Consider the following 22,230-nt stretch of genomic DNA (forward strand, 5'->3'; position numbering starts at 1 on the left):
ACTCACGTCTTTCCACCGTGCGCGTGCACCAGTTGATCCGCGTCCTCGGCACGGCTGCCGAACGGGTCGTCGGCCCGCTCCAGCGCCAGCCGACGCCGCCTGCGCGCCGCCTGGTAGCGGACCCAGAGCCGACCGCCGGCAAACAGCGCCCCGAGCACGGCGAGGACCGCCGACACCACCGACCAGGGAACCGGTTGAGACCGTTCGTCCTGCTCGAGGACAGTTACGGGCAGCCTTTCATCGACCAGCCGGCCGGTGACCGCCGCGTACGGATCAAGCCGCCCGACGCTGTCCGGGCCGTCGTCGGCGGGCCGGTCGGCGGACACGACAAGCTGCCGGCCAGTCTGTTCCCCGGACAGTCCGGGATGGGCCGAACGCACCAGCGCCGCCGCACCGGCGACGAACGCGGCGGCGTACTCCGGACCGGTGCCGACGTAGGCCCCGGTACCGGTCGCGCTGATGCTACGGATGCCGGCCGCCGGCGCGAGCAGGTCCACCGAGCCGGCCGGGTAGTCGGCGATCGGTCGCTGGTCGGGGCCGAGGCCGCCGACTCGGAGCAGGCCGTCCCCCGGGGCGATCGTCGGTCCGGCGGACGGGGCCGGCGCCACCACGAGCACGCCCCAGCCGACCGCATCGTCGACCGCCGAACGAATCGTCTGGTCGGTGACGTCGACGGAGGCACCGAGCAGAATCACCTTCGCGCCGGTGGCCACCGCGACCTCGATGGCTGTCACGGCCGCCGGCGGGCTCGCCGGGAGGCCCCGGTCCACCAGCCGCACCGGGATGATCACGGCTTTCGGCGCCACCCCGACCAGTTCCCCGTCTTTACCGTCGTCGGCGGCGACGATACCTGCCAGCGCGGTGCCCGAGCCGACGCAGTCGGTGTCGCCCAGGCCGTTGCCGAAGACGATGTCCGCGCCTCGGCCGAGCCGCTCATCGAGTTCCGGCCGACCCCCCGCGACACCCGAGTCGACGACGGCCACCCGGACGCCGGCACCGGTGGTGGTCCGCCACGCCCGCTGCGGCGCCACCAGGCGCTGCCCCCAGTTTGAATCGGCTGGTGGAGTTGCGACGGCGGTCGGCAGGCAGGCGGAGCGGTCGGGGGACGCAGAGCCGGAACCCGGCGCCTGACCGGCGAGGGACACACCGCTGCGCCCCGCTGCGCTTGCCGGGTCCGCCTCGCCATTGGCGGAATCCGGCTCGTCGTGGCCGGAATCCGTCTCACGGACGACCGGGGCTGTCGGCTTGGGTGATGGTGTCGCGCCGGGTGTCACAACCGCCGTCGTGGTGGGTAGCGGGCCGTGCCGCAGGCCGGTGCCGATCGCGTCCCAGGGCAGCACGAGGTGCCAGCCCTCGTTCAGCTGGCTGGGATCGGTCAGCCGGCCGCCGTCCGGCTGCTGCCGCCCGGTGTTGAGTTCCAGAATCTCGCCGGCCCGCTCGGCGTCGCCGAGGAACCGCTCGGCGACTGACCAGAGGGTTTCCGGCTTACCCTGGTACGACGCCATCACCGTGTAGTAGAGGACGTACGGTTGCTCTTGCGGATCGGCCGGCGCGGCATGTGCGGGTCGACGCTCGGTGACCATGTCCGTGGTCGCCGCCGTCACCGCGATGAGCGTCGCCAGACCGGCCAGGGCCGCCCTGACCCGTCGCCCGGTCACCAGTTGGCCTTCCGGATCAGTGCCCAGTCGTGATCGTCGTTGGACCGGCAGCCGAACACCTCGAGGCGAATGTCCAGCGTCGCGGCGGCGATGCCGGGAACGTCCAGACAGAGGTTCGAGGCGGTGTTGACGATCCAGTAGTACTGGACGTTGCCGGACTTGGCTGTGGGCTGCAGCCGCCAGTACTGGTTCTCGTCGTCGAAGCAGCCGGTTTCGTTCAGCGGCGTGGCCGGCGAAACCGAGCCCTTGCCAGGCAGGTCCAGGCAGTACTGGGAAGTGACGCTACGGATCCAGTACAGCTGGTTCCCCGAGCTGTCTACTCGGCGCGGGACGAAGGCGTACTCCTGGTTGTCCGGGGTGTGCGGGTAGCAGAGGTTTTGGTTGACCGGCCCGTCGCGTGGACCGGGGCCAACACCCGGTATGTCGACACACCTGTCGGTGCCGAGGTTGTGGATGAAGTACGGCCCGTACGATCGGTTTGTCCCATCGGCGTCCTTTGCCCTGACCGGCGGCTGGTCAGAGTCGGTCTGTGCCGGGGTGCTCGGCTTCGTCGCCGTCGGCGAAGGTCGCGGGGGCGGTGCGGTCGTCGGGGCGGTGCTCGCCTCCGCTGATCGCTGGGGCCCGGTGGTCGGGCTCGTCACTGGAGCGGCCGACGGTGAGGGATCGGCCGACGGGGCCAGCCGAGGATCCTTGCCGTACTCGGTCTCGAAGTGGCCCACCTGCTCGGCCAGGGCGACGACCCGTTCAACGCCCGGCACGTCGGCAAGCGACCGGATCGTCGGGTCGCCCCGTAGGAACGCGGCCAGCGCGAGCGAATAGGCGTCGGGGCCGGTGCCGGGCAGAGCTTCCAGCAGCGCGCACATGGTCTCGCCGAGGGCCGGCACCGCCGAGGCCGGGGTCCAGGGTGAGGCCTCCGCCGATGGCCGTACGTAGGCCACCCACATCTCGGGTAGGAACTGCGCGATGCCCTGCTCGCCGGTCGGGCCGAGCCGCTGCGGGTCGAACTCGGAAGCGGCCATGAGCTGCGCGGCGACCCGAGCCGGGGGCATCTGTGGGCAGACTGCGCCCGCGGCCAGGATCAGCTCGAGGTACACGTCGGGCACCGGCAACGGTGCGGCCCTGGTGATCCGCTGCGCGACCGCCGGTTGGGTGGCCTCGGCTGCGGCCCTTCCGCTGCCGCCGAAGGCCGGCTGCGACGCATACCAGATGGCGTACCGCTCCACGGTGTCCACGTACTCCAGGGCACCGGCCGGCACATCGCCGGCTTCGACGACCGACTCGACGCCGAGCCGATGCGCCGCCAAGGCCAACTGCCACCGGTCGCCCTCGAGCTCGAGCACTCGGAGCTGGCCGACCAGCTGGCACATGTGGTGGGCGAGCGCGGTGATGCTGGCCGGCCGATCAGCCGGCCGTGCCCCGTCCCACGGTGCCCACTTCTGCCACACGGTCGGCACCAGCCCGGCAGTGCCCTGCCCGCCGACGGCCTGCACAGCCTCGACCGGGGTCGCCGAGAACCGGGACGCGGCCATCACCTGACCGGCCAGCCGAGCCGGGGTCAGGGTGGGGCATGAGGCTGCCGCGTCGGTCAGCAGCCGGACGTCCGCGTCGGTGATCGGCGTGCCGGGTAGTGGTTCTCGCGCATCGGCCGGGCTTGGTGCCAGAGAGGCCGTCAGGGTGACCATCGCGACCATGCCCAGGGCCAACCCGATGAACGCCCGGTTGCGGAACCTGGTCGACATGCCCATTCTGGCCACCAACCTTCTCAGCCTTACCTCAAGCCAACTCACCGTGCCCGCCCGAGGCGGCGGTACCGGTAAATCGGAGTGGACCTGCTGCAAGCTAGATGCACACAATGTGGAACACAGGCGATCATACCGAACCATCGATGAACTTCGCGTAAATCGACGGCCGTATGGGTCACTCCTCCAACGATGGCGAGGATGCTGCGGCTCCGCTCGGACGACCCCTCTCCGACGGCTGCCGTCGACGCCGTACCTGGCCAGTCTACGAGGGTCCCTCGGTAGATCATGTACTTCGAGGGATGTCCCTAGTAGTGCCTTGTCACACTCCGATATTGATCGGTGTCTGTATATTGCCCGCTGGCGGGGCCTGGGCCCAAGCTCGGGGTCCATGTGCCGTCCACCACGGTACGACCAAGCCCGCATAACCGACAACATACGTAAATTGAAAGATAGCTAACAGACACGTCGATATCCTTTTGAGCGCGGCGGCGTGGGCCTGGGAGCGCAAAGAGACGAGCAGGCCGCCGTCCAGTTTCCCCGGGCACGGGGAGCCTCAGTCGCCGGCAGTTGCCGCGACGCCGCGGCCGACGAGTCCCGCGAGCCTGGAAGCTGAACCGGGCCGAGCTAGCTGCAGTCCGGGCCTGAGGTGGTGAGGCGCTACCGGAAGGCAGTCGTTGCAGGCACCAGCTATGATACGTCGCCGACGGGCCGACGGGCCGAGGTCGAGAGGCTCGGGGCGAGTACCGACATATTCACTGGCTGCGGTCGGCGTGGTTGGTCAGCCCTGGTGCCGGGGCCTGCCCTTGACTCGACGGCTGAACTCCCGGGCGATTTCCCGGTCCGCCTCCCGTTCGGCGATGGCCTGCCGCTTGTCGAAACTGCGCAGGCCCTTCGCGAGGCCGAGTTCGACCTTCGCCCAACCGTTCTCGAAGTACAGCGACAGCGGAACGAGCGTCAGGCCGCCCTCCCGGAGGCGGTCCAGGATCCGATCGATCTCCACCCGACGCAGGAGCAGCTTCCGAGTACGCCGGGGCTGGTGGTTCGTCCAACTCCCGAAGCCGTACTCGGCGATGTGCAGCCCATGCAACATGATCTCGCCGTCCCTCTGCTGCGCGAAGGCGTCCACCAACGACACCCGACCGGCGCGCAGCGACTTCACCTCGGTGCCGACCAGGACTATCCCCGCCTCGTAGGTACGCAGAATCTGGTAGTCATGCCGCGCCCTCTTGTTGGTGGCCACCAGCAGGTGACCGCTCTCGCCGGACCTTCCCATGGAAATCACCACCTCGCTGCGGTACCTCCTCACAAGGGTATCGGGGCGCGGTGTGAAGCAGGCTCGACGCAAGAAAGGGGGGATCCAGATGAGACTCGCAAGAGTTACGATAGCCGCTGACTGCACCTCACTCGGCCACGACCAGCCCGGTCAGGCCGTGACGTTCCCTGCCCGGAAGCGACGGTGCCTCAGACGGGCCGCTGCGTGGTGTCGCTGTCGCGGAGGCGGTCCAGCTCGTCGTGGTACATCGCCTGGATGCGGTCGTAGTGCCGGACCAGCAGCCCAATCTGCTCGACGCTGTAGCCGTCGACGAGCCGCCCCGTCTGTTCGGCGAACCGCTCGTACGGTCGCTCCAGGTCGGCTGCCCGCTCCGGCCGCAGGGTGACGATGACCCGCCGCCGGTCGGCCGGATCGCGCTCGGCGCTGACATAGCCGGCCTGCTGGAGCCGGCGCAGCATGCTGGTCACCGCCCCGGTGGTGAGGTTGGTGCGCTCGGCGACCTGCCCAGCGGTGGCGGATCCGACGTCCGCCAGGTAGTCCAGGCACTCCAGGTCGCTCACGGTAAGTCCCAGCCGCTCGGCGATGGCGTACCGGAACACCATGGACAGCCGCGACGTCTCCCGCCCGGCGCGCATCAAGTTGGCGATCGCGGCCGCACGGGCCGGCTCGTGAGACATGCCGGCAATCATGCCTCCGGCACGGTGACCCGGTGCAGCCGAGGTAGCACGCGGGTCAGCACCCAGTGCGGTGCGGCCGCGCCCCCGGTGAGGCGGCGCATCAGCCCAGCGGCCGTGTCGACGGCACGGAAGGCGTACGGCACCATCTCGTCCTGGTAGGAAGCGATCGCCTCCTCCACTGGCGTACCGCTCGCCCGGGCCTGGACGAGTCTGCGGCCGAGCAGGGCGGCGTCGCGCAGCGCGGTGTTGCCACCCTGAGCGCCGAACGGCGGCATGACGTGCACGGCGTCACCCATCATCGTCGCCCGGGGCACCGCCCACCGGCGCGGGCGTCGGCCGGCGGCGAAGACGTTGAGCACGGTGGCATCCACCTCGGACGTGTCGACCAGCCGCCGGACGAGCGGGTGGAAGTCCGCACTCGTCCGGGCGGCCAGATCCCGCAGCGCCCGCAGGTCCCCGCGGACGACGGCGGGCACCTCCTCCTGCCGCAGCAGCACTCCCCACATGACGTAGTCGTCGCCGGTGGGGGCGTAACTGCCGGGTGCCAGGCGGGCGAACGCCTCGGGCGGGCGTTCGCCGAACCGCATGGAGGTGAAGAAGAACGCGCGGCCCGGCCGGTCGGCGATGGCCAGAACCCCGCTGGTACGCAACGCGTCGGGGATGACGCTCTCGCCGCCCTGCCACAGCGGTGACCGGCCGTAGATGCCCACCATCGGGGTGGTCGCCGGGTCCGCGTACGGGATGAGCTGCGCGCGCAGCGCCGAGCCGACGCCGTCGGCGCCCACGACGACGGACGCCGGGGCGGACCCGCCGTCGGAGAACCGTAGCCGCAGCCCGGCCGGACCACCGCTGTCGACCGCGACGGCGGTCTTGCCGTAGTGGATGCGCCCGTCCAGCCCGTACTGCAGGATCGACCGCAGGGTCAGCCGGTCGACCTGGCGGGTTGCGTGTGGCTCGTCCTTGAAGGTGATGGTGAACGCGTCCCGCAGCCGGCGGTCGGTGAAGCGCAGGCGTCCGCCGGGCTCGTCACCGGTGGCCAGCGCCAAACGGTACAGCGGGCGGGGCAGGCTCTCCCGCAGCGCCGCCAGCCCGTGCCGGTCGAGGATGATCCGGTAGCCCTGCCGCCTGACGAAGGGGCCTGGGTCCCGCTCGTAGACGTGCACGTCGATGCCGGCGCGCGCCAGGTACTGGGCAAGGCAGAGCCCGGCGAGCCCGGCGCCGGCGATCGCCACCGTGAAGTCAGTCGATACGCTCATCCAGTTATCTTAATGACTAAGGCAATCTGGGCAAGGCCGTCACGACGGTACGGGCCGCGCTGCTCAGGTCGAGCGGCGCGGCCCGTACGGCAATTTCTGACTGCGGCTCGGCGCGGAACCGGCGGTGCTCAGCCCGGCATTGCCACCTGTGCCGGGGTCGACCGGTGGGTGGTGGTGCCGTCACCGAGCTGCCCGAACGTGTTGTCACCCCAGCACCACAGGCTGCCGTCGGTGCGTGCGGCGCAGGCGTGGTAGGTGACGGAGAAGCCGTCCGTCCAGGTGGTTGCGGTGCCTACCTGTGCCGGGGTCGAACGGTGGGTGGTGGTGCCATCGCCGAGCTGCCCGGACGAATTCTTGCCCCAGCACCACAGGCTGCCATCGGTACGGGTCGCGCACGACGAGTCGAGGCTCGCGTCCACGCTTGCCCAGTTGCTGGCGGTGCCGATCCGCAGCGGGGTGGTCTGGGAGCCGACGCCCCCGCCGACCTGGCCGTACCCGTCCTCACCCCAGCACCACAGCGTCCCGTCGACGCGGACCGCGCAGGTGTGTACGTAGCCGGCCGTCACCTCGGCCCACGTCGTCGCGGTGCCCACCTGCGTCGGTGTCGCCCGGTAGCTCAGGATGCCGAGACCGAGCTGACCGTCCGAGCTACTGCCCCAGCACCACAGGGTCCCGTCGGTCCGCACGGCGCAGGTGTGGGCGTAGCCGGTCGTGACGCTCGCCCAGGTGGTCGCCGTACCCACCTGCAGCGGGGTCGTTGCCTTGTAGGGGGACAAGCCGACGCCGAGCTGAGCGTGACGGTTCAGGCCCCAGCACCACAGAGTCCCGTCGGTCCGCACGGCGCAGGCGTGATTGCTACCGATGCTGACGCTCGCCCAGGTGGTGGCGGTGCCGACCGGCACCGGACTGGTCCGCCTCGTGGTCGTGCCGTCGCCGATCTGCCCGCTGGCGTTGTTGCCCCAGCACCAGAGCGTTCCATCCGTGCGTACCCCGCAGGTGTTGCCGCTGCCGGCGTCGATACCCGCCCACGTGGTGGCGCTGCCGATCTGAACCGGACCGGTCCGGTTCGTGGTGGTCCCGTCGCCGAGCTGGCCGTAGAAGTTGTTGCCCCAGCACCACAGGGTTCCATCGGTCTGGGTCACACAGGTGTGCAGATTGCCGGCGGCGACCTGGGACACCGGCGCGGCGGCGATCGCCACCTCCCGCACGTTCCGGTCGGCGGAGCCGACGCCTGCTGCCGCGCCCGCCGTAAACCCGATGGCCAACACGGTGATCCCGACAGAGGCCGTCACCGCGACAGCGGTTCGGGCTGTCCGCAGCCATCGCGTCCGCAGCCAACCCTCCTGGTGTTCGTTCATGTCCTGTTCTCCCAGACATCGTCGGTTCCGGTGGTGGAGGCGGCGTTGCCCCGGCAGGTCACCAGAGACCCGCAACTACATGCCAGTGAACTATACATCGACATACATCGAATCTTACCGAGGCCATGGGACAGCGTTGCCAATGACGGGAACGCCCCGCATGAGAGCACTGTAGGAATACGTCTTATTAACGCGCTTTCCTGATGATGTACGGTCAGCCGCATCACCAGGATCACGGCGTAGTGCTGGCGGACCTGCCACTTCCACCAGTGCCTACGTGGACAGTGGCAGGCTGGTGGAGGACTGCACGACGGGACCGTCTGCCTGCCGTACGCTGAAAAATGCGACCTTGTCGGGGCACCGCGCTACGGTTTCTCCAGACACTCCCCGGACATCGACCGAATGGTCGTTGCCTGACAGGTTGGCCACTCCGTCCGGGTAACTGCGACGGCGGCGATGGTGGGCCGTGCCGGCTACCGCGCGCCGAGATGCTCGGCGGCGTACGCGGTGATCGTCTTGCCGAGGATCGCGGCGAGTTCGGCGCACTCGTCGGTGCTGATGGTCAACGGCGGCAGCAGCGGCATCACGCCGTCGGAGTAGCTGGTCAGCAGCCCGTTGTCCCGGCAGGCCAGCCGGAGCTGGTAGACGTCGCGCACCGTCCACGGCGTACCGTCGTCGCGGTAGCGCAGCTCCAGGCCGAGCAGCATCCCCTCACCGCGTACGTCACCGACGTGCGGATCGTCGGCCAGCGCGTCACGCAGGATGCCGCACAGCTGCCGGCCACGGTCGCGGACGCCGTCGAGAAACCCGTCGGCGGTGAGGATGTCCAGGACGGCGAGTCCGGCGGCGGCACCGAGCGGGTGCCCGTCGGTGGTGCTGCCGTTCGGGAAGCCGAGCCGGAACGGCGGCTCGGCGAGTGCGTCGAAGATCGGATCGGCGACCGCGAGCGCGGCGAGCGGGAAGTAGCCGGCGCTGAGACCCTTGCCGAGCACGATCATGTCGGGCGGGCTGGGCAGCCGCTCGCTGACCGTCATCGCCGCGACCCGGCCGGCGCCGGTGGTCACCTCGTCGGCGACGACATGGATGTCCCGGGCCCGGCAGTAGTCGATCAGCGCCGCCAACTGGTCCACGCTGGCGGCGTGCAGATAGTTGCCCATCACCGGTTCGACGATGACGGCGGTCACCTGCGACGCGCCGAGCCGGTCGACGACACCGGCGACGGCGTCGAGCAGTCCGTCGCCCCCGGCGACGTGCACCACGCGGTCGTCCAGCGGCGCCGACCACTCGTGCAGGATCTGCTCACCGGTGAGCGCGGTGGCCAACGGCCCGGTGCCGTGGTAGCTGCCGTGCACCGCGATGATCCGATCCCGGCCGGTCTCGCCGGTCATTCTGCGGTGGAAGCGGGACAGCATGCCGGCCGCCTCGGTCATCTGGCTGCCGGTGTTGCCGAACCGGATGTGCCGCAGGGTCGGCGGCAGCGTCGCGGCGAGGGCGGCGGCGTACCGCACGGTGACCCGGGGCGGATGCTCGTAGCGCATGACCGTGCCGGACGGCAACTCGTCGAGCTGGCGGCGCATCGCCGCCTTGACCGGCTCGCACGAGTAACCGAGGGTGACGTTCCACATCGACGAGCGGGCGTCGAGGTAACGTCGGCCGGCCTGGTCGACGGCGTAGCTGCCGTCGCCGCCGACGAGAAACATGTCCGCGTCGGACTCGGCGAGGAACTCGCCCATCGGGGTGATGCCGTGCCAGGCGTGGTAGGTGGACCGGTCGATCATCGGGTGGCTCCTCGGCGGGCGGTGGACACGACGTGTTCCTCGTCCGGCAGCAGGGCGGCGCTCAGTGGCGGGCTCACCGGCGCCGGGACCGGCGCACCGGCGAGCAGGTCGAGCCGGTGCGGCGCGACCGCGCCGGCCCGCACCAGATGCAGGCCGAGCGCGGACATGACGCTGACGCCGGCCGGGGCCTCGTCGACCAGGATCACCTGACCACCGGCGGCGCGGACCATGGCGGTGACGCCGTCGAGGTCCAGCGGTGCGGCGGTACGCAGGTCGACCACCTGGGCGTGCAGCCCGTCCCGGTCAAGGACGGCGGCGGCCCGCAGGCAGGTGGCGACGGTGTTGCCGATGCCGACGAGGGTGAGGTCGCGGCCGGGGCGGGCGCGGCCGGCGACGCCGAACGGCAGTGCGGCGTCGGTCGGCTCCGGCTCGGGCAGCGACGCCCAGTCGGCGGCGTACAGCCGGGGCGATTCCAGCACCACCACCGGATCCGGGTGCACCAGCGCGGTGCGCAGCAGCCCGGCGGCGGAGTTCGGTGACCCGGGAACCGCGACGATCAGCCCGGGAATCTGGCTGAGCAGGCCGTGCGCGGCGTGTTCGTGCTGGGCACCGAGCTGCTCGCCGCCCTGGGTCAGCCCGCGCACCACCACCGGTACGGTGAACTGCCCGTCGGACATGTACCGCCACTTGGTGGCCTCGTTGACCAGCTGGTCGAAGGCGGTGAACAGGAAGGCGGCCCGGGCGATGCTGACCAGCACCCGGCGGCCGAGCAACGCCATCCCGACCGCCATGCCGAGCATGGTGTTCTCGGCGATCGGCAGCCGGACCATCCGCTCGGCACCGAACAGCTCGATGAGGTCGGGCTGTTGGTACGTGCAGAACATGCTCATCGTGGGCTGGTCGGCCAGGGCGCCGCGGACCGCCCCGACGGACGGGTGCCGGCGGGTCATGCCACCGGCTCCCGCACCGTGACGGCCTCCGACCAGGTGGCACCGGGCGGCCAGGCCGCGGCGGTGACCGCGGTGACCGCGCTCGCCGGATCCGGTCGGTCGGCGGCCAGCGCGTCGGCGAAAACCCCGGTCAGCTCCTCGGTGACCTGCTCGCGGATCTCAGCAGCCTGCTCATGGATCTCGGCGGAGGGTCCGGCGAGGGCCGCCTCGACGCGGGACAGCGGATCCTGGGCCAGCCAGCGCTCCCGTTCGGCGGCCGGACGGTACTCACCCGGCGGCTGCGGGCCGAGCTGGGCATGGAAGTGCCGCAGGTAGGTGTGGGCGACGAGGACCTGCGGGCGGCCGGCCCGGCAGTGGGCCAGGGCCGCCGCCGCAGCCCGGTGCACCGCGGCCACGTCGTTGCCGTCGACCTCGTCGCAGTCCAGCCCCAGGCCGCGGGCGATCTCACCGGGGGTACGGTGCCGCACCAGGTCGCTCGGGGTGTGGTCCTGCCAGCCGTTCTCCTCGCAGACCAGCAGCAGCGGTAACCCGAGCACGGCGGCGACGGTGAGCGTCTCGTAGGCGGCGCCGGCGCCGAACGCGCCGTCACCGCAGAACGCGACGACCGCCCGGCCGCTGCCGGCGGTCTTCTCCGCCAGCGCTGCTCCGGCCGCGATCGGCAGCTGCGCGGCCACAATGGAGCTGGCACCGAGCAGGTAGCGGGACCGGTCGGCGATGTGCATCGAGCCGGCCTTGCCGCCGCAGACCCCGCCGACCCGGCCGAGGATCTCCCGGGCCAGCCCGGCGGCCGCCACCCCGGCGGCCAACGCGTGCCCGTGGCACCGGTAGAAGCTCACCACCCACTCGTCGGGCTGCCGGGCGGCCAGCACCCCGACCGCGACAGCCTCCTGCCCGGTGTACGGGTGGACCGATCCGGGTACCTGGCCGGCGGCGGCGCACCGCAGAACGTGCTCCTCGAAGACCCTGATCCGAACCATCTCGCGGTACGCGTCCGACAGGTCCATCGTCTGGGCGTTCCCCGTCCCTGCGCCGGCGGAGAACCATTCACCGGCCGCATCGGAAGCAATCATGATCACCTGCTGAATGTCGCCAATTATAGGTGGCTGATCGACGCTGGTCGCAATACTGGAATTGGTCGGGGTCCGGTCAGGATGTGGTCAGGTTGTGGGTGGCCACCCGCCGGGAAACGACGGTGACGGTGCCCAGAAAAGCTACGGCAGCGAAGCAGATCAGGGTGGGCAGCACCCCCCAGAGTTGCGCCGCGACACCAGCGAGCAGCGATCCGACCGGCACCGCCAGCACCGCGAGCGCCCGGCTCAACGCGAGCACCCGGCCCAGCAGCGGGCCGGGGACCACGGACTGCTGCAGCGACACCGAGGCGATCAGCCAGACCGTGGCGCAGAACCCGAAGATCATCTCGTAGACGATCAGGGTCAGCACCGACGGCGTGACGGCGGCCAGCGGGATCAGCATCAGAGCGGCCCCGGCGAGCGGGGCGAACACCGGGACCACCCGGGGATGGCCGAGCCGGGCGATCACCCGTCGCGCGGTGGCCACGCCGACGACGGCGGCGACGCTGTTCACCGCGAAGGTCAACCCGAGCACCCACGGCGACAGGTCGAGGACCCGGTAGGCGTACAGCACGTAGAGACCGCCGATCGCGGACCCGCCGAGGTTCAGCGCGGCGGCGGTGACCGCGATCCGGACCAACTCCGGACGGCCGCGTAGCGCCGCCACCCCGTCGCGCAACGCCCGTAGTGGATGTTCCGGCACCGGCGGCACCCCGCCCGGCCGGGGCCGCAGCGCGGCGAAACCGGCGGCGGCCAGCGCCTGCGCCGCAGCGTTCGCCGACATCGCCAGCGCCCCGCCGAGGGTCTGCACCAGCCAGCCGGCCAGCGCCGGCCCGGCAATCTGGCCGGCCGACTGGGCACCGGCCAGCGCGGCGTTCGCCGGCACCAGCCGGCCCGGTTCGACCAGTTGCGGCACGGTGGCCTGCAGGCCGATGGTGACCAGCCCGCCGAGGATGCCGGACAGGCCGGCTACGGCGTACAGCAGCGGCAGCGAGAGCACTCCGGCCAGCGCGGCGACCGGTACGGCCAGCACCACGGCGGCGGTTCCGGCGCTGGCGGCCATGAGCAGCCGGCGCCGGTCGACGACCCGGTCGACGACCACCCCGAGCAGCGGTGCGGCGAGCGCCTGGGCGCCGTACTCGAGGGCGAACAGGGTGGCCGCCGCCACCGGCGAGGCGTGCAGCGCCACCACGGCGACGGTCGGCAGGGCCAGCGCGGCGACGTGGGTGCCGACGACGCTGGCGGCCTGAGCGGCGACGGCCGGGCGCAGCGGTCGATCCACCGCGATCGACGTGGCGAGACGGCCGGGCATGGGCACCACTCCTCGGCTCGGTCGGTCGAGTCACCTTCCCACAGCCGCGGTCGACATCGGAAGTAACGGTGATCGAGGTAAATACCTTTCGCCCGTTTCGCTGGTCGCGGACCGACCACCGGCCGGCCCGGTAATGCTTGCCGTTCCGACGCGACGTCATTTATGCTCATCACATCGTGCGCCGCAGACGGCGCGCATCCTCGCCGACGCACACGAATCAGCGCACCGAGAATCTCCTGCTTGTCGTAATCCCGTGACCGACGCTGGGCGGCAAGCCTGCCGGGGAGTTGCCAATGGCACTCATCGATGCCGATGATCTTGATTGCAACGAGTTGGCGTACCGCGTCTTCGGCGTGACCCGCGACAAGACGCCGTGGCGCGCCGCGGACATCATCGCCGACGGGCCAACGGACCCCGGCTGGGAGCGGGCCGAGCTGGCCTGGCGGATGTCCTCGCGCGGCTACTACGCCGAGCAGGCCGGGCTGGTCGCCGCCGCGACGCTGGCCGCGCAGACCGAGGACGCGCCGCTGCGGTTCAGCCTGGCCCTGGCCACCGCCGACGAGGCCCGACACGCGGACGCCTTCTACCAGTACGCGAAGCTGGTCGGCGGCGGTGAGCCGGAGCCGGAGGCGCCCGAGCTGATGGAGCCGCTGGACACGGCGCTGACCCGGCTGCCGTACATGGGCCGGGCGCTGGTGCACACCATGCTGGAGGGGTTCGCCGCCGACGAGTTCATCCTGCTGCGCGAGGTGTTCGCCGGTGACCCGCTCGGCCTGCTCTACCACCACGTACGCCGCGACGAGATTCAGCACGTCGCGATCGGCCTGAACTACCTGGCCCGCGAGTCCGCCACGGGCGAGGGGCGCGAGCTGTGGCGCGAGCACGGGTCTCAGTGGCATGAGATCGGCATGCGACTGACCTACCTGGACAAGATTTCGGTGTCCCTCGCCGAGCTGACCGGCCGCGAGCCCGACCGGCTGCGGCACTGGTTTCTCCGCCGGCACCGGGCCCGCCTGAGCGCCGGTGGAGTCGACATGGACGGAGGGAGGTGAAGATCTTGACCATCAAGAAGGTCACCATCAAGACGCCGGCTCACGGCACCTGCAAGTACCTGGTCCCGACTCGGAAGGCCGAGAAGTGACCGCGGCCGGCGAAGCGCGGGTAGGACCGCGTGGAGGGCCGAAGACGTGATCGGCCGGATGGGGCGGTCCCGCCCCATCCGGCGCACCTCGGCACAACGCGCTCACCAACTGGAGGCCCGGCCGATGTCCGTATGTCTGGTCGCCATGCCCTGGCAGGCCATCGAATCACCATCACTGCCGATCGGGTTGCTCAAGGCGGTGACCGTCGCCAGTGGGCGGCCTGCCCCGACGGCGTACCACGGGAGCCTGCGCTGGGCCGAGTTCCTGATGGAACGCAGCGCCGGCGAGCTGAGCCCGGCCGACTACACCGAGGTCGCCGAGGTGGGCCTGTTCGACGGCCTCGGTGACTGGGTCTTCGCCGGGGTGCTGCACGACGACCCCGAGTTCGGCGTGGAGACGCTGCGCCGCTACGCGGCCGAGTACGGCACCGGCATTGCCGGCCCGACCGCGATGCGCCAGTACGCCGCCGACTTCGTCGAGCTGGCCGCCGCCGAGATCCTCGCCACCGGTCCCCGGCTGGTCGGCTTCACCACCACGTTCATGCAGAACGTGCCGAGCCTCGCGGTCGCCCGGCGGATCCGCCAGCTCGACCCGGGCGTACGGATCGCGTTCGGGGGTGGCAACTGCGACGGCGCGATGGGGATCGCCCTGCACCGCAACTTCCCGTTCGTCGACTTCGTGGTACGCGGCGAAGGCGAGGTCGCGTTCCCGATGCTGCTAGACGCGCTCGACGCCGGCGACAACCTCGACGCTGGCGACAGCCTCGACGCCCGGCTCGCACGGATACCCGGACTGTCCTGGCGCCGGGCCGACGGCACAGCGCGGCACAACCCGCAGGGCTCGCTGCTGCCCCCGGCACGCATCCCGACCCCGGACTTCGACGACTGGTTCGACCAGCTCGCCGCATCGCCGGTCGGCGAGTACATCGAGCCCAAGCTGGTCCTGGAGGGCGCCCGGGGCTGCTGGTGGGGCGAAAAGCACCACTGCACCTTCTGCGGGCTCAACGGCACCGCGATGACGTTCCGGGCCAAGCCCGCCGAACGCATGATCGCCGAGATGACCGAGCTGGTCGGCCGGCACCAGACCCTCGACGTGATCATGGTGGACAACATCATCGACAACCACTACTACGCCGACTTCCTGCCCCGTGTCGCCGCGCTCGGCTGGGACCTGCGGCTGCACTACGAGGTCAAGTCCAACCTGCGGCCAACCGAAATCGACGCACTGCGCGCCGCCGGGGTCGCCCACGTACAGCCCGGCATCGAGTCGCTGGTCAGCCCGGTGCTCAAGCTGATGGACAAGGGCGTCTCCGGCGTCCACAACGTACGGACCCTGCGCGACTGCGAGTCCGCCGGGCTCACCGTGTCGTGGAACTGGCTGTACGGATTCCCCGGCGAACGCCGCGTCGACTACGACTCGGTGCTGCGTCAGCTCCCCCGGCTGATGCACCTGCAGCCGCCGGCCGGTTCGTCGCGAATCCTGCTCGAACGCTTCAGCCCGTACTTCGAGAACCCGGTGCTCGGCTTCCCGACCCGCCGGGCCGCCCGGCTCTACCAGCACGTCTACGACCTGCCCGAGAACGAGCTGGCCGACCTGGTCTACCTGTTCGACACCGAACCCGCCGGCCTGTCCGAGCAGGACGCCGAGCCGTTGAACGAGCTACTGAAACGCTGGACCGACGGCTATCCGGCCAGCGCGCTGCAGCTGCTCACCGGCCTGGACGCCGACGAGATCGTGATCGCCGACCGGCGGGTCGGCTGGCCGGACCGCGAACACCGCATCGCCGACCCCCGGCTGCGCCGCGCCTACGCCGAGCTGGAACATGGCCGGACCGTCGGGGCCCTGGCCGGGCGGCTCGCCGCCGCCGGGCTGCCGGTGGAGACCGACCAGCTGGGGCGGTGGCTGGCCGAACTCGACGACGCCGGGCTGGTCTTCGAGGAGAACGGCCGGTGGATCACCCTGGCGACCGCCGTCGAACCGGTCAAGGTGGCTTGAGATGGGTACGGCGACACTGCTCACCGACCGTACCGAACTGGCCACCTGGTCGCTGCGGACGGTGACCCTGCCGGAGCCGCTGGACTTCGGTGACTCCCCCGAGCAGGACCTGGCCCAGTTGCGGTTCCTGCGGGCGGTGACCAGCCACGCCGTCCGGCTGCGCTGGACGCTGCGCGGGCGGCCGTCGTTCCCGCTGGAAACCCACGTGCACCTGGTCGCGCCGTCGGCCGGCACCGACCAGGCCAGCCGGGCCTACGCCGGCGAATGGGGCCTGGCCTACCGATACGGCAGCTGCTACTACCGTCGCGGGCCGGCCATGGTGGTGGTCAAGGATGTCCGGCCCGGGGTCGAGGCAAGCCGGATGGTGATCACCGACGGTGCCGACGCGTTCCTGCGGCTGGCCGAGGCCCCGTCCGGGGTGCCGGCGCCGGGCGACGTCGACGCGGCGGCCGTCGCCGTCGAAGCCGGGTTGGCCTGCGCGGCCGGCGACGCGGTGCTGATCCTGCCCTACCGGATGCGGCACTGGCCGGTGCCGCACGTGGCGGTGTGAGGCGGTTCGACCGTGACCGCGTCCGCGCCGCACGAGCCGCAGCCGCACGAGCCGCAGCCGCCGCTGTACCCGTTCCGTGACTACGACGAGTTGGGGCTGGACCCACGGTTGGCCCGGCTGCGCACCGAGTGCCCGGTGTCCCGGATCCGGCTGCCGTACGGCGGCGACGCCTGGCTCGCCACCCGGTACGCCGACGTGACGACGGTGCTCGCCGACCCCAGGTTCAGCCGGGCCGCCGCCTGCGGCCCCGACGTGCCCCGGCAGACCGAGGCCCCACCGGTGGCCACCACCATCCTGGACCTGGACCGACCCGAGCACGGTCGACTGAGACGCATCGCCGCCAGCGCGTTCGCCCAGTGGCGCATCGAACAACTGCGCCCGTACGTCCGGCAGGTCGCCGCCGAACGGATCGACGCGCTGCTGGCCGGCCCGGTGCCGGGTGACCTGTACGCCACGGTTGCGCTGCCCGTGCCGCTAACCGTGCTGTGCCACGTGCTCGGCGTACCGCTGGCCGACCGCGACCGGTTCCGCGCCTGGACGCACGCGCTGCTGATGCCCGGGCCGATGCCGGCCGACGAGTTCCGGTCGGTTGCCGCCGCGCTGGAGGACTACCTGCGGGAGCTGATCGCTTACCGCCGCGAGTCGGCTACCGGCGACCTGCTGAGCATGCTGGTCCGGGCGACCGACGACGGCGACCGGATGACCGAGCAGGAGCTGGTGTCGTTCGGCGTGACCCTGCTCGCCGCCGGGTTCGAGACCACGGCCAGCCAACTGGCCAGTTCGGCGTACCTGCTGCTGCGCCGCCGGCAGGTGTGGGAGTTGCTGTGCCGGGAGCCGGAGCGGGTGCCGGCGGTGGTCGACGAGCTGCTCCGGTTCGTGCCGCTCAACGGCGGCAGCGGGCTGCCCCGGGTGGCGACCGAGGACGTCGAGCTGGGTGGGGTGACGGTCCGGGCCGGGGAGGCGATTTTCGCCTCGACCATCTCCGCCAACCGTGACGACGGGGTGTTCCCGGACGCGGACACCTTCGACCCGGACCGGCGTCCGACGGCCCGGCATGTCACATTCGGCTACGGCCCGCACCGCTGCCTCGGCGCCTGGCTGGCCACGATGGAAATCCAGGAGATGATCGGCGCGCTGGTCGCGGCGGTGCCGGGTCTGCGGCTGACCGACCCGGACGGGGTACGGTGGCGCGCCGGCACCATCGTGCGCGGCCCGCTCACGCTGCCGGTCGACTGGCCGACAGGCCGGCCGTCCACCGGTGCGGCCGGCGGGCCACCGCCGGCCTGGCCGGTGTCAGTGGCCGACCCTGAGCTGCCCGGCGAGGGTGCCGTGGATCCGGGCGCTGGGCTGGTTCAGCTCGATGATCTCGACGCTCTTGCCGCGGCTGGCGTACTTGGTGGTGATGGCGTCGAGCGCGGCCACCGACGAGGCGTCCCAGATGTGCGCGTGCGTCATGTCAATGATCACCCGGTCCGGGTCGCCGGCGTAGTCGAACTGGTAGACGAGGTCGTTGCTGGAGGCGAAGAAGAGTTCGCCGTGCACCGAGTAGATCCGGGTGGTGCCGTCGGGGTCGAGCACGCTGGTGACCTCCACCATGTGTGCGACCCGGCGGGCGAAGATCACCATGGCGGCCAGGACACCGATGATCACGCCGATCGCGAGGTTGTGGGTGATCAGCACCGCGGCGACGGTGGAAACCATCACCGCGAGTTCGCCCCACGGCATCCGCTTCAGGGTGGCAGGGGCGACGCTGTGCCAGTCGAACGTCGACACCGCGACGATGATCATTACGGCGACCAGTGCGGCCATCGGGATCCGGGCGACGACGTCGCCCAGGGAGACGACCAGGATCAGCAGGAAAACGCCGGACAGGAAGGTCGACAGCCGGGTCCGGGCACCCGCCGCCTTCACGTTGATCATGGTCTGGCCGATCATCGCGCAGCCACCCATGCCGCCGAAGAAGCCGGTGACGATATTGGCCACGCCCTGCCCCCACGACTCGCGGGTCTTGTTCGAGTGGGTGTCGGTGATGTCGTCGACCAGCTTCGCGGTCATCAGCGACTCCATCAATCCGACCAGAGCGATCCCGACCGCGTACGGGGTGATCAACTGCAGGGTCGCCCAGGTGTACGGGATCTGCGGCAGACCGAGCACCGGCAGACTGTTGGGCAGGGAGCCCTGGTCACCGACGGTCGGCACGGCGAAGCCGGCGACGACCGTGACGACGGTCAGCACGACGATCGCGACCAGCGGCGCGGGCACCGCCTTCGTCAGCCGGGGCAGTCCGACCATGATCACCAACGCGACGGCGACCATCGGGTAGACCAGCCACGGCACCCCGATCAGGTAGGGCACCTGCGCGGCGAAGATCAGGATCGCGAGGGCGTTGACAAACCCGACCATCACGCTGCGCGGGATGAACCGCATCAGCCGGGCAACGCCGAGCGCGGCGAGCAGCACCTGCAGCACCCCACCGAGGATCACCGCCGCCAGCAGGTAGCCGAGCCCGTGGTCGCGGGCCAACGGGGCGACGATCAACGCGATCGCGCCGGTCGCCGCGGAGATCATCGCCGGCCGGCCACCGCAGATCGCGATCGTCACCGCCATGGTGAACGACGCGAACAGCCCGACCCGTGGGTCGACCCCGGCGAGGATGGAGAACGAGATCGCCTCCGGGATCAACGCGAGCGCGACCACCAGGCCGGCGAGGACCTCGGTACGGAACACCTTCGGCGACAACCACGACGGGCGGGACAGACGCGGCCGAAACGCCGCAGGGGAGAACGCAGACATACAGCCTTTTCCGATCAGGGCGCGCGACAGCGCGCGGGGTCTCGTGACGGGACTCGCGGACCAGCACCGATCCCGGTGGTCGTGGCGGCACGATCCGTCACGATCACGATGACCCGAGAAGATGACCTGGTTGTTTCCTGGCGTCGTCGCCTCGGAAACCATCCCCCGCCGCGCTGGTCGAACAGCACGGGCGGCAGGGGTGAATCTACCGTCGCGGAAGGGTAGGGACGGCGTGGAGTGGCAATCGTCACCATTGGCGGATGGTGAGGCAGCGGGCGGGCGGGTGGAGCAGCGGCAGCGGAGGGGGCGCCGGCTCCACCCCGCCAACACTGGGGCCCCGCCGGTCGCCGAGCAGCACTCGTACTCTACCCTGACGTCAGGGTATTCTGTCCGGACAGGCGTTTTGCGCCGGCACCACGACCCGCCCTGGCGAGCAGGACGTTGGAGTCGTTCCACGGCAACCTGATCCGGAGATTGCTTTGACAGACGCGCAGCCACGAGACGAAGAACAAGAGCGCCGACATCTGGCCGAGACGGTACGGCTGCTGACGACGGAGCTCGAGCGTTTCACCACCACCATCGGCAGTTCCGCCAGCGCCATCCAGGCGCACAAGGAGCAGATGTGGGCGAACTGGCGCGACATGGACGGTGCGGAAAAGGCCAACGTCCGCGTCGAAGTGAACACGTCGGTCGCCTTGGCTGACCATGCCGTGACAGCGCGGAAGCGGATTCAGCGCCTTCTGGCGACTCCCTACTTTGGGCGCGTCGACTTCCACGCGCGAGGCGAGGCGGACACCAGCGCCCACTATATCGGGGTGCACAATCTGACGGACCCGCGAACGCAGCAGATAGTAGTACACGACTGGCGCGCCCCCGTGTCCAGCCTCTACTACGACTTCGAATCAGGGGACGCGCACTTCGAGGCCCCGCAAGGGACCATCCACGGCGAGATCACCGGCAAGCGCCAGTACAAGATCCAGGATGGGCACCTGGAATACATGTTCGAAAGCACGCTGAACATCGGCGATGACGTCCTGCAGCGAGAGCTCAGTCAATCCGCCGACGACAAGATGAAGAACATCGTCGCCACCATCCAGCGCGAGCAGAACGCGGTGATCCGTAACGAGACCGCTCAGGTGCTCATCCTGCAGGGCGTGGCCGGCTCCGGTAAGACGTCGATCGCCCTGCACAGGGTGGCGTTTTTGCTCTACCGCTTCAAAGACACCCTCTCGTCAGACAACGTGATGATCCTCTCTCCCAACAAAGTGTTCGGCGACTACATCGCCAACGTCCTCCCCGAGTTGGGAGAGGAGCAGATAGCTGAGATCGACTTCGGAACGATTGCAGACAAGTTTCTCACCAAGATCACCAACTATGAGACCTTCAGCGAACAGGTTGCCAGCCTACTCGATCATGCCGACGAAGCGGCAGCCGAGCGCATCCGGTACAAGGCGACAACGGAGTTCGTCGCCGACCTGAGAGCATGGATCGACTCACGTGCCGACGAAGACTTCACGGCTCGCGAGATCGAGCAGAAGAACCAACGACTCTCAGCGAGGTGGGTTGCAGCCACCTTCACAGATGCACCGACACTTCCGATCTTCACGCGGCTCGACCTGCTAACCAACAGCGCTGTCCACCTGTTCAAGCAGCGGGTACTGGACAGCGGCGGCAAGTGGACGGCCGCCGACACGGCCAGCATCCGCAGGCAGGTCCGCGCCATGTTCCCACACAAAGACGCACTCGCGTTGTACAAGGCGTTTTACTCCGACCCAGCCCGCCGCGACCTGTTCAAGCCGCTCGGCCGGAAGAAGATTGAGTATGCCGATGTCTTTCCCCTGATCTACACCATGATCAGGACAGCTCGCCAGGAGAATTACGGCAGAATCTTGCATCTCGTGGTTGACGAGATGCAGGACTACACACCAATCCAGTACGCCGTCATCCGCGAACTGTTCTCCTGTAAAATGACGATTCTGGGAGACTCCAACCAGTCGGTGAATCCGTTCAGTTCGTCCACGCCCGCGACGATCCACAGCATCTTCCCGGAGGCCGACTGTCTCGAGTTGCGCAAGAGCTACCGGTCGACAATCGAGATCACGGATTTTGCCCAGCACATCTCCAGGAACAGCAAGACCATACCTATCGAGCGCCACGGGCGTCCGCCCCAGATCATCAACTGCGCAGACCCGAAGGACCAGGAGTCACGGGTCCTGGCTCTCGTCGAGGAACACCAGCGCACCACGCATCGGTCCCTGGGCATCATCTGCAAGACCGCCGCTCAGGCTGAAGAACTTCATCGCGCGCTGTCGGCGGCCGGCGTAGAACTGACTTTTCTTGACTACGACAGTACAGAGTTCGTTGGCGGCATAATCGTCACCACAGCACACATGTCGAAAGGACTGGAGTTCGATTCAGTCATCGTCCCTAACGTGAGCGACGCGAACTACTCCAACGACATGGACAGAAGCATGCTCTACATCGCGTGTACCAGGGCGATGCACGAGCTCCACCTGACTCACCACGGGCCCGTCTCACGCTTCCTGCGATTCTCCGATGCGCGCCCGGGCACCGGCACCAACGACGCCGACGCCGCGGGGATCCGCGACCGCGAAATCGGCGTCCAGGTGGGCTGACGGTACTCGGCTCGCTATCTGGCACGCCGCCGCTGCCCGG

The 22,230-nt window shown here is 69.9% G+C and carries 16 protein-coding genes and 1 pseudogene; 5 read left to right on the forward strand and 12 right to left on the reverse strand.

Translation table 11 applies throughout. The features are described 5' to 3' along the window. Positions 1-2: 2 nt before the first annotated feature. From ACFHWT_RS06700 to ACFHWT_RS06745, 10 genes are all read right to left on the reverse strand, one after another. Positions 3-1,658, reverse strand: a complete 1,656-nt coding sequence (locus tag ACFHWT_RS06700; protein WP_416593698.1) for a S8 family serine peptidase — start codon at positions 1,656-1,658, stop codon at positions 3-5. Continuing rightward, positions 1,655-3,397, reverse strand: coding sequence for an RICIN domain-containing protein (locus ACFHWT_RS06705; RefSeq protein WP_416593699.1), 1,743 nt, complete (start codon positions 3,395-3,397; stop codon positions 1,655-1,657). Before ACFHWT_RS06705 ends, ACFHWT_RS06700 begins: the two co-directional genes overlap by 4 nt. A gap of 781 nt (positions 3,398-4,178) precedes the next feature. Further along, a complete protein-coding gene (smpB, locus tag ACFHWT_RS06710) occupies positions 4,179-4,673 on the reverse strand; it encodes an SsrA-binding protein SmpB (protein WP_416593700.1) in 495 nt (164 codons plus the stop codon). 188 nt (positions 4,674-4,861) lie between these two features. Next, positions 4,862-5,350, reverse strand: coding sequence for a MarR family transcriptional regulator (locus ACFHWT_RS06715; protein ID WP_416593701.1), 489 nt, complete (start codon positions 5,348-5,350; stop codon positions 4,862-4,864). 8 nt (positions 5,351-5,358) lie between these two features. Then, positions 5,359-6,606, reverse strand: coding sequence for an FAD-dependent oxidoreductase (locus ACFHWT_RS06720; RefSeq protein ID WP_416593702.1), 1,248 nt, complete (start codon positions 6,604-6,606; stop codon positions 5,359-5,361). Positions 6,607-6,734: 128 nt separating this feature from the next. Further along, positions 6,735-7,964 carry an RCC1 domain-containing protein gene (locus tag ACFHWT_RS06725; protein ID WP_416593703.1) on the reverse strand — a complete coding sequence of 410 codons (1,230 nt, stop codon included), beginning with the start codon at positions 7,962-7,964 and terminating at the stop codon, positions 6,735-6,737. A gap of 473 nt (positions 7,965-8,437) precedes the next feature. Beyond that, positions 8,438-9,742: an aminotransferase class III-fold pyridoxal phosphate-dependent enzyme gene (locus ACFHWT_RS06730; RefSeq protein ID WP_416593704.1), complete on the reverse strand. Its 1,305-nt coding sequence runs from the start codon at positions 9,740-9,742 to the stop codon at positions 8,438-8,440. Further along, the gene (locus ACFHWT_RS06735) at positions 9,739-10,692 is read right to left on the reverse strand and encodes a transketolase C-terminal domain-containing protein (protein WP_416593705.1); all 954 of its coding nucleotides are present in this window, start codon (positions 10,690-10,692) and stop codon (positions 9,739-9,741) included. Before ACFHWT_RS06735 ends, ACFHWT_RS06730 begins: the two co-directional genes overlap by 4 nt. Beyond that, on the reverse strand, positions 10,689-11,762 hold the full coding sequence (locus tag ACFHWT_RS06740; RefSeq protein WP_416593706.1) for a thiamine pyrophosphate-dependent enzyme: 1,074 nt from the start codon (positions 11,760-11,762) through the stop codon (positions 10,689-10,691). Before ACFHWT_RS06740 ends, ACFHWT_RS06735 begins: the two co-directional genes overlap by 4 nt. 76 nt (positions 11,763-11,838) lie before the next feature. After that, positions 11,839-13,074, reverse strand: coding sequence for an MFS transporter (locus ACFHWT_RS06745; protein WP_416593707.1), 1,236 nt, complete (start codon positions 13,072-13,074; stop codon positions 11,839-11,841). Between the two features lie 293 nt (positions 13,075-13,367). Here ACFHWT_RS06745 and ACFHWT_RS06750 point away from each other — a divergent pair, with 293 nt between their 5' ends. The 3 genes from ACFHWT_RS06750 (at position 13,368) to ACFHWT_RS06760 (ending at position 16,761) form a co-directional block, all read left to right on the forward strand. Continuing rightward, positions 13,368-14,126: a ferritin-like domain-containing protein gene (locus tag ACFHWT_RS06750; RefSeq protein ID WP_416593708.1), complete on the forward strand. Its 759-nt coding sequence runs from the start codon at positions 13,368-13,370 to the stop codon at positions 14,124-14,126. A gap of 213 nt (positions 14,127-14,339) precedes the next feature. Beyond that, positions 14,340-16,211, forward strand: a complete 1,872-nt coding sequence (locus ACFHWT_RS06755) for a RiPP maturation radical SAM C-methyltransferase (RefSeq protein WP_416593709.1) — start codon at positions 14,340-14,342, stop codon at positions 16,209-16,211. 1 nt (position 16,212) lies between these two features. Further along, positions 16,213-16,761 (forward strand): DUF5825 family protein, encoded by a 549-nt coding sequence (locus tag ACFHWT_RS06760; protein WP_416593710.1) that lies wholly within the window; start codon positions 16,213-16,215, stop codon positions 16,759-16,761. A gap of 80 nt (positions 16,762-16,841) precedes the next feature. Here the strand turns inward: ACFHWT_RS06760 and ACFHWT_RS06765 are convergent, their stop codons facing one another. Further along, a complete protein-coding gene (locus tag ACFHWT_RS06765; protein WP_416593711.1) occupies positions 16,842-17,048 on the reverse strand; it encodes a hypothetical protein in 207 nt (68 codons plus the stop codon). A gap of 277 nt (positions 17,049-17,325) precedes the next feature. Here ACFHWT_RS06765 and ACFHWT_RS06770 point away from each other — a divergent pair. Then, positions 17,326-17,838 (forward strand): annotated as a pseudogene (locus ACFHWT_RS06770) (cytochrome P450); the annotation flags it as partial. Between the two features lie 216 nt (positions 17,839-18,054). Here the strand turns inward: ACFHWT_RS06770 and ACFHWT_RS06775 are convergent. Next, positions 18,055-19,554 (reverse strand): SulP family inorganic anion transporter, encoded by a 1,500-nt coding sequence (locus ACFHWT_RS06775; protein WP_416593712.1) that lies wholly within the window; start codon positions 19,552-19,554, stop codon positions 18,055-18,057. Positions 19,555-20,033: 479 nt separating this feature from the next. Between ACFHWT_RS06775 and ACFHWT_RS06780 the strand changes: the two genes are divergently transcribed. Continuing rightward, the gene (locus ACFHWT_RS06780) at positions 20,034-22,190 is read left to right on the forward strand and encodes a HelD family protein (RefSeq protein ID WP_416593713.1); all 2,157 of its coding nucleotides are present in this window, start codon (positions 20,034-20,036) and stop codon (positions 22,188-22,190) included. Positions 22,191-22,230 lie beyond the last annotated feature (40 nt).

The organism is Micromonospora sp. LOL_021 (genome assembly GCF_048060215.1).
In the GTDB taxonomy this organism is placed as follows: Bacteria; Actinomycetota; Actinomycetes; order Mycobacteriales; family Micromonosporaceae; genus Micromonospora_E.

Coding starts and splice junctions, on each gene's coding strand:
- ACFHWT_RS06725 (WP_416593703.1), bottom strand. CDS start 7,964: ATGAACGAACACCAGGAGGGTTGGCTGCGGACGCGATGGCTGCGGACA.
- ACFHWT_RS06750 (WP_416593708.1), top strand. CDS start 13,368: ATGGCACTCATCGATGCCGATGATCTTGATTGCAACGAGTTGGCGTAC.
- smpB (WP_416593700.1), bottom strand. CDS start 4,673: ATGGGAAGGTCCGGCGAGAGCGGTCACCTGCTGGTGGCCACCAACAAG.
- ACFHWT_RS06705 (WP_416593699.1), bottom strand. CDS start 3,397: ATGTCGACCAGGTTCCGCAACCGGGCGTTCATCGGGTTGGCCCTGGGC.
- ACFHWT_RS06735 (WP_416593705.1), bottom strand. CDS start 10,692: ATGACCCGCCGGCACCCGTCCGTCGGGGCGGTCCGCGGCGCCCTGGCC.
- ACFHWT_RS06715 (WP_416593701.1), bottom strand. CDS start 5,350: ATGTCTCACGAGCCGGCCCGTGCGGCCGCGATCGCCAACTTGATGCGC.
- ACFHWT_RS06755 (WP_416593709.1), top strand. CDS start 14,340: ATGTCCGTATGTCTGGTCGCCATGCCCTGGCAGGCCATCGAATCACCA.
- ACFHWT_RS06720 (WP_416593702.1), bottom strand. CDS start 6,606: ATGAGCGTATCGACTGACTTCACGGTGGCGATCGCCGGCGCCGGGCTC.
- ACFHWT_RS06745 (WP_416593707.1), bottom strand. CDS start 13,074: ATGCCCGGCCGTCTCGCCACGTCGATCGCGGTGGATCGACCGCTGCGC.
- ACFHWT_RS06760 (WP_416593710.1), top strand. CDS start 16,213: ATGGGTACGGCGACACTGCTCACCGACCGTACCGAACTGGCCACCTGG.
- ACFHWT_RS06730 (WP_416593704.1), bottom strand. CDS start 9,742: ATGATCGACCGGTCCACCTACCACGCCTGGCACGGCATCACCCCGATG.
- ACFHWT_RS06740 (WP_416593706.1), bottom strand. CDS start 11,762: ATGATTGCTTCCGATGCGGCCGGTGAATGGTTCTCCGCCGGCGCAGGG.
- ACFHWT_RS06775 (WP_416593712.1), bottom strand. CDS start 19,554: ATGTCTGCGTTCTCCCCTGCGGCGTTTCGGCCGCGTCTGTCCCGCCCG.